The organism is Actinoalloteichus hymeniacidonis (genome assembly GCF_014203365.1).
Taxonomy (GTDB): domain Bacteria; phylum Actinomycetota; class Actinomycetes; order Mycobacteriales; family Pseudonocardiaceae; genus Actinoalloteichus_A; species Actinoalloteichus_A hymeniacidonis.
In genome coordinates this window covers 487,601-500,306 of the sequence record NZ_JACHIS010000001.1, presented here as the reverse complement: position 1 = coordinate 500,306, position 12,706 = coordinate 487,601, and the positions used below count along the sequence as shown (strand labels likewise).

The 12,706-nt window shown below is 67.3% G+C and carries 9 protein-coding genes; 2 read left to right on the top strand and 7 right to left on the bottom strand.

Going from position 1 to position 12,706, the window contains the following annotated elements:
* Positions 1 to 283: 283 nt before the first annotated feature.
* The 5 genes from BKA25_RS02305 to eccCa all read right to left on the bottom strand — a co-directional run bounded on the left by BKA25_RS02305 (position 284) and on the right by eccCa (position 7,550).
* Positions 284 to 574 (bottom strand): WXG100 family type VII secretion target, encoded by a 291-nt coding sequence (locus tag BKA25_RS02305; RefSeq protein ID WP_069852518.1) that lies wholly within the window; start codon positions 572 to 574, stop codon positions 284 to 286.
* A gap of 104 nt (positions 575 to 678) precedes the next feature.
* A complete protein-coding gene (locus tag BKA25_RS02300) occupies positions 679 to 996 on the bottom strand; it encodes a WXG100 family type VII secretion target (RefSeq protein WP_069852520.1) in 318 nt (105 codons plus the stop codon).
* Positions 997 to 1,131: 135 nt separating this feature from the next.
* Positions 1,132 to 1,533 carry a hypothetical protein gene (locus BKA25_RS02295; protein ID WP_069852522.1) on the bottom strand — a complete coding sequence of 134 codons (402 nt, stop codon included), beginning with the start codon at positions 1,531 to 1,533 and terminating at the stop codon, positions 1,132 to 1,134.
* Between the two features lie 43 nt (positions 1,534 to 1,576).
* Positions 1,577 to 3,505 carry a type VII secretion-associated protein gene (locus tag BKA25_RS02290; protein WP_069852524.1) on the bottom strand — a complete coding sequence of 643 codons (1,929 nt, stop codon included), beginning with the start codon at positions 3,503 to 3,505 and terminating at the stop codon, positions 1,577 to 1,579.
* A 55-nt stretch (positions 3,506 to 3,560) separates the two neighbouring features.
* Entirely contained in the window at positions 3,561 to 7,550 is a 3,990-nt protein-coding gene (gene eccCa / locus BKA25_RS02285) for a type VII secretion protein EccCa (RefSeq protein ID WP_069852526.1), read from the bottom strand.
* A 338-nt stretch (positions 7,551 to 7,888) separates the two neighbouring features.
* Here eccCa and eccD point away from each other — a divergent pair, with 338 nt between their 5' ends.
* Both eccD and mycP read left to right on the top strand, forming a co-directional pair.
* Entirely contained in the window at positions 7,889 to 9,295 is a 1,407-nt protein-coding gene (eccD, locus tag BKA25_RS02280) for a type VII secretion integral membrane protein EccD (protein ID WP_069852528.1), read from the top strand.
* A 24-nt stretch (positions 9,296 to 9,319) separates the two neighbouring features.
* Positions 9,320 to 10,738, top strand: coding sequence for a type VII secretion-associated serine protease mycosin (gene mycP / locus BKA25_RS02275; protein WP_069854113.1), 1,419 nt, complete (start codon positions 9,320 to 9,322; stop codon positions 10,736 to 10,738).
* 197 nt (positions 10,739 to 10,935) lie between these two features.
* Here the strand turns inward: mycP and BKA25_RS02270 are convergent, their stop codons facing one another.
* Positions 10,936 to 12,261, bottom strand: a complete 1,326-nt coding sequence (locus BKA25_RS02270; protein ID WP_084643429.1) for a WXG100 family type VII secretion target — start codon at positions 12,259 to 12,261, stop codon at positions 10,936 to 10,938.
* Between the two features lie 27 nt (positions 12,262 to 12,288).
* Positions 12,289 to 12,600, bottom strand: a complete 312-nt coding sequence (locus BKA25_RS02265; protein WP_084643430.1) for a hypothetical protein — start codon at positions 12,598 to 12,600, stop codon at positions 12,289 to 12,291.
* Positions 12,601 to 12,706: the final 106 nt, after the last annotated feature.

The following is a 12,706-nucleotide window of genomic DNA, read 5'->3' as shown; positions in this document are numbered from 1 at the left end:
CACCGAGGAACGCGGGGGATCAACTCTCACCGCGTACCGCACAACAAAGAGGGAAGATACCCGCTGCTCCTCCATCGGGTCAAAACGCCCCCCTCGTCAAGGGCGTCGAGCCGGTATGGAACAGCGTTTGAGACTACGCCCGGCACCGGATCGCGGCAGTGGTCGAACCGACTGCGGCCGACCCGCCTGGCCATGAGCCGGGAGCGCCTACCAGCGCCGACGGCCCCGAGAGCCCCGAGAACGGGGCCGTCAGGGCCGTCGACATGATCACACCAGGGGTGGATCAGGAGAAACGCGCGGCGTTGGCCTGCTCACCGGCCTGGTAGTTCTCAGCTGCGACGCCGAGCGCGCTACCGATGGCCGCGATGGTCTCGCGGAGCTGCTGGGCACCCTCGTCCCACTTGGCCTGCACCTGCTGCCAGTTCTCCTGGGCCTGACCTTCCCAGCTGCTGACGATCGGGGCCAGGCGGGTCTTGAGGTTGGACTGGATCTCCTCGGCCTGGTTACCCGCGTTGTTCACCTCTTCGGAGGCGTTGACGATGGTGGAGAAACTCACCTTGATGGCGCCGCCCATGATCGTGGGCTCCTTTCAGTGACGATCCGCATCGGATCGGACGAACCGGAAAAGTGAAGAAGCTGTGCTGGTGTCGCAGAGGGTGTCGCGGCCGAGGCCGACGATCACAGGCCCTCGAGGCGGCCACCGATGCCGCCGATGGAGCTGGCCTGCTCCTCTTCAATGCGGGCGTACTCCTCACCGGAACCGGCGAGGTTCTGGCCGATCTCGTCCAGCGCGGCGTTGATCTTCTGGCCGGCGGCGTCGAGCGACTCCATCAGGGTGTTGAACTGGGTGGCGGCGGCACCGGCCCACAGGCCCGCGACGTTGCCCACCGTGGACTGGAGGCTGCTCAGAACCGCGGTGATCTCCTCGTTGGCGGTGGCGACGTCGCCTGCGGCGGCCATCATCTCGTCGGTGGTCACGCCGAATGCGTCAGACATCGGAGACTCCCCATTCGTACTCAAGTCGGTCGGTTGTGGTGTTGCGACGCAAAGACTGCCAGATTCGGTTCCCCTTTGTCTGGCAGTTTCACCGAAGTCGTTGCTGCCGTAAACGCCAGCGCGCGAAATCGCAGGTCAGCCAAGGATTCGCTCTTGCGAAAAATCGTCATCCTCGTCGTCGCCGTAGGTTGTAAGACCCGCTGGAGAATGTGCTTTCCGAAATGGTACGGGCTTCGCGCGGTCCGCTTCTTCGACCTTCTGTGCATCTGCCAATAATTCCTCGCCCGACGGATGCGTCGGAACCGACAGCCCGGCACCCTCGCGGAAGGCAGCAGTTTGCGCCAGCAACTCTTGGGAGGTGAGTTCGTCCCGTTTCGGGGTCGCCGCTCGCCGATCCACCTTCTCCGCGAGCGCGCGATTGTCCGACCGGAACCGCTCGCCGTGTTCGCGCGCCTTCGCCGCCGCCTGTTGCCCCCGGCTCACCGCGGTGGACACCGTCGCACGCAGCTTCGCCAATGCGTCCTGGGACCCGCTCATCGCCTTCGCTCCTCATTCCCCCAGCCGCGCTGGCCTGCGCGGACTACCCGGTGACCGTCAGGCTTCCTACCACCTGTTCACAGGCTCGTCTGACGGTCGTCTCGCCGTCTTCGGCGTACTGACAACCCACGTTCACCTGAACCTCGCCGTCGAAGTAGACATACCAATCGACCTCGGCATCCGACAGGGTCTGGCGATAGTGGATAACCTCGCGACCGGCGAACTCCGCCGCCTCGTCGAAATCGGAGACGCTGCTCGTCGCCGCCTCGAAATTCTGACGCACCTCACCCAATGCGCGTTCCCAATCGGAATCGCTGTCGTAGTTCAGCCGCCACTCCTCGACCACGATGAGCTCTGTTTCCGATTGCGCATTCACCGGCCTGACCTGCACCGAACGCCGGCTCGCGTCACCGCCGGTCTGCTCCCAATCCGATGGCATCCAGAAGTGATAGTCGTATTGCGCGATCTCCTGCCCATCGGAATCGACTCCGATATCGGCGATCGCGTTACCTGGGTCGCTCGTGCGGCCGAAGAACAGCACCGCGCTAATCACAGCGGCCAACAGGATCACACCCGACCCCACCGGCAGCGCCCAGCGCCGGAGTCGGTCGGGCGACGAAGCGGCGGTCCCCCGGCCCGCGCCGACCGACGCGGCCGGTGCGATCGGTCCGCCGGACGGCGGAGTTCCCTGCGGAGCGAACGACGGCGGTAACCCGGCGGTCGGTCTCGGCGGCGTAGGCGCGGCCCGGTTCTCGCGATAGGGCGTCCCGGACATTCCGGCCGGGGCCGGTGGCCGGGCTATCGGCCCGCCGATCCGCCTGCCGCCCGGCGGCGGGCCGACCGGTGGGCGTCCCCGCGATCCGGGTCCCGGCGCAGGACCGGGCAGGCCACTGGTGTGTTCCGGATCCAAGGCGGCGGCGAGCAGCGCGCCACGCGCCACCACGGTCTCCGGTTGGTCCAGGGTCGTCGGGACCAGGCCGATCCGCTCGTGCACGAGCCTGGCCACCAGCGGGATCCGACTCGATCCTCCGACCAGGAAGACCCCGGTCAGCTCGGCGACGGTCAGCCCGGCCGCCTCGGTGGTGGCCGTCACCAGATCGACGGCCCTGGTCACGGCGGGCTGGATCAGCCCTTCCAGGTCGGCGCGGGTCACATGGGCGTCGGGGAAGGGCGAGGGCATCGGCACATCGGTGAACGTGTGCCGGGACAGTGTCTCCTTCGCGCCCCGGACGTCCTGGTGCAGCATGCGACGCCGACGACGGTCGGCGAGTTCACGGCCCGCGACCAGCTGTTGCCAGGCGGCCCGATCATGCGAACCGACCTCGTTGCCGAGATGCTCCAGCAGGGCCTGGTCGATGTCGGCGCCACCGAAATCACCGATGCCCTTGTTGGCGAGGACCTCGAAGCCCTTGCCTCGGCGTCGGACCACGCTCGCATCGACCGTGCCGCCACCGAGGTCGAGCACCGCAAGCGGCCCGGCCGCTCCCGCCGCACCGTCGGGGGTGTCGGCGTGGAACATCGCGGCGGCGGCGGGCTCCTCGATCAGGATGAACTCCCGCCCGAGTCCATGTGCGGCCTGCCGCAGCACCCGGGTGCGTATCGCTCCCCAGTCGGCGGGATGCGTCAGGACCAGCAGGTCCACCGTGGCGCCGTCGGCGAGTCTGCGGGCCTCGCCCACCGCCCTGGTCAGGACCTCGTGCACCACGTCGAGCACCGAGAGCACGGTGCTGCCGAGCAGCAGCTCGCCCTCGTCGATCCGCCGCTTGGGATGCGGTTCGTAGCGAGACGGGTCGATACCCGCCTGCCGCTCCGCCTCCCGTCCGACGAACAACGTCCCGTCCACGGCGGCGAACACCGCGGACGGGACGAGAGGTTGTCCGTCGACCACCACCACCTGCGGGTCCCGCCCATCGACGGAGAGGACCACGCAGGTGCTGGAGGTACCGAAGTCGACCGCGACACGCACACTCACGAAACGTCTCCCGCTCGGTCATCTCCGGTACCCCTGGCGAATTCCAGGCCCGACTCTAGTACTCCGGTTCCACCCAACCGATCTGAATGAGCTGCTGACCGGTACGCCTGCTCACGATCGTTCCTCGTCCCGGCGGCATGGCGGTCGGCTTGATGTTGCCGAGGATGTTGGACTCCTCCTTGGGACCACTCATGATGATGCCGGGGCTGGTGACCTCCTTGAGCTTGCCGATCACCGGCTCGAAGCTCGACCGACTACCGCCCGCGATGTTCCTGGCCAGGATGAGGTGCAGACCGACGTCCTTGGCCTGCGCCACATACGGCGCCAGCGGTGCCAGCGGGTTGGCTCCCTGCGGAGACACCAGCTCGTAGTCGTCGACGATGATGAACAGCTCCGGACCCTTCCACCAGGAACGGTTCCGCAGCTCTTCCTGGGTGACGTTCGGGCCGGGCAGTCGCTTGTCCAGGGACTTCTTGATGTCGCCGATGTAGCCCTTCACCTGCTGGGCCGAGGCGGCGTACTCCAAGAGGTGGTCCGTCTGGAGGAAGCCCAGCAGCGTTCGCCGGTAGTCCACCAGCAGGATCAGCGCCTCCTTGGAGGTGTAGGTGCTGATGATGCCGTTGATGATCGTGCGCAGCAGGTTGGTCTTGCCTGCCTCGCGCTCGGCGAAGGCGATGAAGTGCGGGTCGGACTCGAAGTCCAGGAACACCGGGGCCAACTCGTTCTCGTCGACACCGATCGGGATGAGCTTCTTGCCCGCGGGCTGCTGGAAGGCGGGAATCTCCTCGTAACGCAGCAGCTGCGGCAGCAACCGCACCTTCGGGGCGTGCCTGCCCTTCCAGGCCGCGTTGATCTTGGCCACCGCGTCGGCGACGCCGTTACCGATATCGCCCGCGTCGCTGACCGCGTCAACCCTGGGCAAGCCGACCAGGAAGTGCAGCTTGTCCGGGGACAGGCCTCGACCGGGGAAGCCCTGCGGCACGTTGACCGCGGTACGCCGGTCCACCTCGGATTCCGTGGTGTCACCCAGCCGCAGCTCCAACCGGGTCAGCAACAGGTCCTTGAGCGCGGGCCGGATCTCCGCCCATCGGTTGGCCGCGACGATGACGTGTACGCCGTAGGACAGACCCTGCGCGGCCAACGTCTGGACCTGCTTCTCCAGCGAGTCGAACTCGGTCTTGAAGTTCAACCAACCGTCGATGATGAAGAAGACATCGCCGAACGGGTCGTCCGCCGCCTCGCCCTGGCGCTTCTTGGCTCGGTAGTCCGCGATCGAGTCGATGTTGAGGCGTGCGAACTGGGCCTCTCGCTGGGCGATGATGCCGCTGACCTCGGCGAAGGTTCGCCGTACCGTGTCGGGCTCCCGCCGGTTGGCCACGCCACCGACGTGCGGCAGGCCGGTGAGGCTCTGCAGCGTTCCACCACCGAAGTCGAGGCAGTAGAACTGCACCTCCTGCGGGGTGTGGGTCAGGGCCATCGACATGATCAGCGTTCGCAGCAGCATCGACTTGCCCGACTGGGGACCGCCGACCACCGCAGCGTGTCCCTTACCGCCGGAGAGGTCGGCCCACAACAGGTCGCGTCGCTGGTCGAACGGCTTGTCGACCAGGCCGAGCGGCACCGTGAGCCTGCTGTTGCCGTAGAACCCGACCGGGGTCAGACCGCGATCCTCGGTCTGGGACAACGGCGGAAGGAGCTGGTCGAGCGAGGGCGACTCCGTCAACGGCGGCAGCCACACCTCGTGAGCGGGCGGCCCCTGACCGACGAGCCTGCCGACCAGGACGTCCAAGCTGCTCGGCTCGTCCGCCTTCTCCTCTTTCTCCTCCTTGACCGGCTCGGCCTGCTGTACCACCGGAGCCTTCGGGATCTCGATGTAGTCGGGCACGAAGAACTTCGGACGGCGGTCGGCCGTCACCGGCGCCGAGGACGGGCCGACCTGGATGCCTGCCGGCCGATAGGGACCGGAGACGTAGGAGGCCTTGAACCGGACCATGCTGGTGGTGTCGAACTTCAGATACCCCGAACCCGGAATGGACGGCAGCTCGTAGGCATCGGGGACACCGATCGCGGCGCGTGATTCCGAGGCGGAGAAGGTCTTCAGACCGATGCGGTAGGACAGGAAGGTGTCCAATCCGCGCAGTTTGCCCTCTTCCAATCGCTGCGAGGCCAACAACATGTGCACCTGAAGCGAACGACCGACACGACCGATCTGCAAGAAGAGGTCGATGAAGTCCGGCTTGGCGACGAGCATCTCGGAGAACTCGTCGATACAGATGAACAATGCGGGCAGCGGATCGAGATCCGCGCCGTTCTCGCGCGCTTTCTGGTAATCCCAGACGTTCTTGAAGTTGCCCTTGTGCAGGACTTCCTGCCGCCGGGCCATCTCGCCCGCGATCGCGTCCTTCATCCGGTCGACCATGGTGAGGTCGCCTGCCAGGTTGGTGATGGTGGCGGCGACGTGCGGCGCGACGTCGAGACCGGAGAACGTCGCACCACCCTTGAAGTCGACCAGGATCATGTTCAACGAGGTCGAGGAGTGCGTGGCCAACAGACCGAGCACCAGGGTCCGCAGGAACTCCGACTTACCGGAACCGGTCGCGCCGACGCACAGTCCGTGCGGACCCATGCCGCCCGCGGCCGCTTCCTTGATGTCGAGTTCGACCAGCTGGCCGTGCTCGCCGACGCCGAAGGCGACCTTGTACCGGTCGCGAACCGGTCGGGGACGCCAGGCTTCCTGGACGTCGAAGGTCATCGGGTCGCCGGGGATGCCCGCCATCTCCAACACACCCGGGTTGGACAGCAGCGGCTCGTCCTCTTCCTCCTGCTGGGCGGCCGCGCTGATCCGGTACGGCGCCAGCTTGCGGGCCAGTGCCTCGGCCTCGGCGAGGCTGATGCCGTCCGGCGCGCCGAACCATTCGACGCCGCCCGCACCACGGGCACCGAGGCGGTCGGACTCGACCACCATGCGCAGCCCACGTCGGGTGGTCAGGTTGCCGAGCGAGTCGGACAGATCGAGGAGGGTGACGCCGACCAGGCCCTCCTCCATGAGGATGTGCTCTTCACGACTGATCTCACCGTCGTCGATCACGATGACGATGTGCGCCTGATCCGGCTGCACCGGCGCGTTCCGGCTGAACCGCTGCCGGTCGCGGATCTGCTCGCCGAGCCAGGCCTCGACCTGGCCGAGCGAACCGGCCATCATCCGGAGCTGGCCGATGCCGTCGGTGAGCGTCGGGTGCTGGGCGTGGGGCAACCACTTGACCCATTCCCATTCCTGCTTGGTCTTACCGGTCGCGACGACCGCGATGAGCACGTCTTCCGGGCTGTGGAAGGTGGCCAGCTGGGCGATCAACGCCCTGGCCAGCGGCCGGGTGTGCTCCCGCTCGCCGTTCAAACCGATCGCGGCGAATCCGCGGAGCGAGATCGCGATCGGCATGTCCGGCAGGATCGAGTGCCCGCGCACGAACCGGCGCAGGGCCAGTGTGGTGAGCGGTTCGAGCTCGTCGACCGGGCCGGTCTGCGGTGGCACCAGGCGGGTGGACAGTCGCTGCGGCCCTCGACCGGAGCGCAGCTGACAGAAGTCGGGGTCGTTGGTGCGGCGCTCCCAGAGCCTGCGGCTGCTCGCGGCGATCGACCACAGCGCCTGCGGGTCGGGGTGACTCCACTCCCGCGCGGCGCGCTGCTCGTCGGCGGCCTCCCGGGCGCGGTCCCGCATCTGACCGAGGTACCGCAGGTAGTCCTTGCGGTCCTCGTTCATCTCGGCCTTCTTCTGGCCTCCTCCGTTTCCACGACCACCAGCCATCATCCCGACGGTCGAGATGAGCATCATTCCGCCCATCATCAACATCATGGGGTTGGCCCGCATGGTCATCATGAAGGCCATCATTCCGATGGTCGCCACGATCATGATCACGGGAAGCAGCTTTTGAATGATGTTGCCGGGAATGGTCCTTGGCACCTCGGGCGGCGGTTCGAGGTGCACCTCTCCGCCGGGGAGCCTGGGGGCTGCCAGTCGCGGCGACCGCTTGAACCTCAGCGTGCTCACCGAAGACGCACCTCTCGAACTCGATGTGGTGTTTCCGCTCGACGACATCCAAGAGTTCCGGACGAACGACAGCGGCGGCGTGATGGACGACGAGCCGCATACATTCTGATCGTTGTCATCGAACTCCCGGACGCGAGCCTGCCGGTGCCGCCATACTAGGGTCGCTCGGCGACGGGTCGGTGCGGTTTCGAACAACCCGACCCTAATGCCCGCCCGCAGGCGGGAGCGAGCGACGACGGCTAATCGCTGTCCATCTTCGTGGACACCGAAATTGCCGTCGATCATCGCGCCGCCGCGCCGCAGGAGACTTGGACCGACGACAAGACCAGGAGACTCAAGTGGCGACCGGTACGACGGTGTTCAGCCGGGTCACGGTGGTTGCGCCGAAGACACGCATCGATGTCGCGCTGCCCGCCGATGTGGCAGTGGCCGACATCCTCCCGATGCTGCTGGAGATGGCCAAAGAGGTCACCCCGGATGGCGGCGCGCGGCACGGCGGCTGGTGCCTGACCAAAATGGGCGAGGGTCCGCTCACGCCTAATCGCACGCTGGCCTCGCTCGGGGTGGTGGATGGCGAGATCCTCCAACTCAGGCGCCGCATCGATAATCCGCCGCCGCCGCTTTACGACGATGTGGTCGATGCGATCTCGGATTCCGATCCGGACAGCTTCCGGCCATGGACCAAGGAAACCGCGCACCGACTCGGACATCTGGCCGGTGTGCTGGCGTTGTTGGGCGCGGCGGTCGCGGTCTTCCTCGCAGGCCCGGGCAACAATCTCGCCGCCGCCATCACCGGCGGCGTGGCCACCATCGTGGCCATCGCACTCGGCTCGGTGATCGCGCGGGCTTATCGCGCCACGACGACTGGATTGTTGATCGCCGCGGCCGGTGGTCTCCCGATGGCGTTCGTCTCCGGCTTCTACATCGTGCCGGGGGCCCAGCCACGACCATCATTGCTGTTGGCCTTCGCTCTGGTCCTGGTGGCCTCGGTCGCCTGCATCATGTTGTTGGGCACCGGGATCACGGTCTTCGTCGCATCGGCGACCGCCGGGCTACTGGCCACCATCGCGTACATCATCGCCACCTTCGTGGACCATCCCGGGCCCGGCATCGCGTCGGGTACGGCGGCAGTCGCCGTCGCGATGATCTCGCTACTGCCCCGAATCACCATCCAACTGGCCAAGCTGCCGTTGCCGCAGGTGCCCGGTAACGCCGAGGACCTCAAGGACGACGGCGGGTTCCCGGATTACGCCGTCATCGAGCGGCGGTCCGGCCTGGCGCACCAGTACATGACCGGCATGATCATCGGCTGCGGCGCCACCGCCGCGGTCGCCTCGGTGATCACCGCCACCTCGGAGACCATCTGGGGCCCGATCTTCGGTGCCGTCGTGGCGATCGTGCTGTGCATGCGTTCGCGGACCTACGCCAACGGAATCCAGGCCATCGCATTACTGCTGTGCGGCGTCACCACGTTCGGCGGCCTGATGATCGGCTGGATGATGGCCAGCGCGGGCGACACGTTGATATTGCTGCTGGCGACCTTGAGCAGTCTGTTGGTGCTTGCGGTTGCGGCGTTCGTGTTCGGCGTCGTGTTCCCGGAACAGAAGTTCTCGCCGGTGCTGCGTCGATCTGTCGATATCTTCGAGGCAGTGATGATCGCGATCGTGGTGCCGCTGTCCTTGGCCGTGATGGACCTCTACAGCACGTTCCGCCATCTGATCCAGATCGACCTGTTCAGCCGATGATGGGGTTACCCGATGATCTTCTCCATGGGTAGGACGCGCCGTGCCGTGGTCGCCGTCGCCACGGGTCTGCTCGCGGTGAGCATCCCGTTGACGGCGACGCCCGCGTTGGCCCAGTCGGAAGAGACCGAGGAGGCCATCACCGACATCGCGCGGTACGCGCCTGCGGACCCGGCCAATCTTCCGCAGAACGTCGGGCCCAGCGGGGCGGACCACTCGAGGTTCGAACAGAAGGTCGGCTGTCTGCAACCGAACACCAGCGTGCCCTCGGACCTCCAGCAGCGGCCGTGGGGCCAGATGTTCCTCGAGATCGAGCAAGCGCAGAAGTATGCGACGGGCGCGGGCCAGCGGGTCGCGGTGATCGACACCGGCGTCAACGAGCACCCCCGATTGGCCGGTCGGGTCCAGGGCGCGGGCGACTACGTCGCCAATGACGGCGGCACCGTCGACTGCGACGGGCACGGCACCATCGTGGCGGGCATCATCGCTGCGGCGCCGGATCCGGTCACCGGGTTCGTCGGGGTGGCCCCCGATTCGGAGATCATCAGTATCCGGAATGTGTCCTCCTTCTACGGCCCCCCGGGTCAGCAGGACGAGGAGTCGGTGATCACGGCGGGCGATCTGGACACGATGGCCCGCGCGATCGTGCTCGCCGCCCAAGCCGGCGCGACGGTGATCAACCTCTCCGAGACCGCCTGCGTTGAATCGACCTACTCCGATGAGGTCCACATCGCCCCACTGCGCGCGGCCATCAACCACGCCATCGAACAAGACATCGTGGTGATCGCCGCAGCGGGTAACCACAATGCGGATTCGGCGGCCTGCGCAGACCCCAACACGCCCAACGGCCTGAACAATCACACCTTCCCCGGCATCTTCCCGGAGGTGCTGACGGTCGGGTCCATGGGTCAGAACGGTGCGCTGTCGGAGTTCTCCGTCGCGGGCGACTGGGTGGACATCGTGGCGCCCGGCGAGGAGATCATCTCGCTCGACCCCGCACCGAATGCGACCTCCCTTGCGAGTCAGACCGCCAGCGCGAACGGTGACGCCAGCAACATCGAGGGCACCAGCTTCGCCGCGCCGTATGTCGCAGGTGTGGCGGCCCTGGTCCGGGAGCGGTACCCCAATCTCAGCGCTGAACAGGTGATCAACCGACTGCAACAGACCGCGCAGCATCCCGGCGGGCTCAACGGCCACAGCTTCGGGGTCGGTTTCGGCGCGCTGAATCCGGTGGCGGCCCTGACCGAGGTACTGCCCGAGGAACACGGCGTGCAGCCGCCCGAGCCCACCCAGGCGATGAACGACCTGCCGCCGATACCGCCCTTCGACTGGACGCCGACCATCGTCGCCGTCTCCGGCGCGGGCGGCGGGCTGGTGCTGTTGTTGGTCACCCTCTTCATCGTGCGCACCGTCCGGCACACCCGAGGGGAGCACACCGCCGCCTGATGCGCTTGGCGTCCCAACGCTTCGCTGCGGCGCGAACATGCCTCATCGGCGGTTCTATTCGCCGACATAGCCTCGGGTAGCCGAGGCGCATCCTGAGGTCTTGGAACACCGGCGGCGCACCAAGCCGTCGAACACAAGGTGGGTCTGTCGCATCTCGCGACAGACCCACCGGTGTTCCCCCACCCCCAGGGTGAAAATCAGTTCTGCTGCTGCTCCTCGTCGGCGCCGATGACCGGCGCCACGGTGGGTTCCGGCTCGCCGAAGAGCTGCGTCGCATCGGCGACCACCCTGGACGAGCTCTTGCGGTCCTTGTCCTCGGATTGCTGGGCGCCGCCACCGCCCATGCCGCCGCCACCGCCCATCATCATTCCGCCGCCTGCACCGCCTGTACCACCGACACCTGCGGTCGCCGCCGCGGGCGCGCTGGTGGTCGGCACCGCATAACCGGTCGAGGCGCCCGGCCCGGCCGCCAGCGAGGAACCGCTCGGGCCGCCCGTGCCACCGAGTCCGGCGCCACCGCCGAAGCCGCCGCCTGCGCCACCGCCGCCGCCACCGACCGCGCCACCGCCACCGCCGGCACCGCCGCCAGCGGCACCGCCGCCGCCCGCTGCGGAGGGAATCGCCTCCGGCGGCGGGCCCTGTTCCACCCCGGGCATCTCGAAGCTCCAGTTCTCCCCGGGGTAGGTGTGCGCCATCTCGATGTCGGCGAAGACGGTGTCGCCCTCGAAGCCCTCACAGGCCTGCACCAGCCCCTGTAGGACCTCGCGCACGAGCTCGTACATCTCGACGATCGGTCCGCGCATCTCCTGCAGATAACCGGCGGCCCGCTGCTCACCCTCAAGCGGCAGGACCATCGCCTCGGACACCGATTCGGCGCCGTGGGCCAGCACCTCCACCATGTCCATCACCAGCTGGCGGATGCCGTCGGCGGTCGTATCGAGCGCTTCGGCAAGCGAGACCATCGTCTCGGAGAGCGACGTGCTGGCCGAGCCGAACTGGTCGATGTGGGTCCGGAAGGATTCGGCGTCCTTTCCGGTCCAGCCGTCGTCCATCCCACCCAGCGGGCCCGATACGTCCAGCGCGACCTCGTCGACGAGTTCGGCGGTCTTGCGCCACCGCTCGGCCTGCTCGTGCATGTCGTTCCAACGACCGACGACGGGGCCGAAGAACTCCTGTACCGGGTCCGGCACACCGAGTTCCCGGCTGATCCAGGACAGGTACTCCAGGTGGCTGCTCGCGCCGCCTGCGATCTGCTCGCCGTCCGGGCCGCCGATTCCGGTGCCTGTGCCGCCCGGCCCTGGTCTGCCGCCCGGCTCCGAGGGGCCACCCGGTGTGGCGGGGTTCAGCCCGATACCGATGGGCGCGATGCTGCGTTGGTTCCCGTCGTCCCCTACGCCCGGTGCCTCGAAGTTCGGGGAATCCGTGGGGGCGGCACTGTATGCGGGCGCGGCCACGCGCTGCGCCTCGGGGCTGCCCCACGGGCCCCACGCGGTCTCGTCCTGGCCGAACTGATCGGGTCGCACGGCGACCTCCTTCGAAGTAGAGCAGGCCTATTCGTTGCGAGCGAGCTCGCGGGCGGCATCGTCGTCCTGGGTCTGGTGCATGGTGACCACGTTTCGCAGACCCGCTGCGGCTGCGGCCAAGACCTCGCAACCACGCTGAGCCTGCTGGTAGAGGTGGTCGGCTACGCGGGCGTACGCCACGTCGGTTCCCACCTCCGCGCCCAGTTCGCCGAAGCTCTCGGCACTGATCCGTGCTTCGTTGAGGCTCTCGTCGGCCGCCTGCATATCGTCGGAGGCGTTATTGACGGATTTGGCGTAATTGTTCAGCCAGTCGATATCGATGCTGATGGCGTCGGACACGGCGCTCCCCCCGGAAGGTCGTGAATTCGCTGGTCGGCGATTTGCGGTGGGGACAGTCCCATTCGTTTCGTGGTCTGCTGTGCCCCGTCAGGTGAGACGGATTACG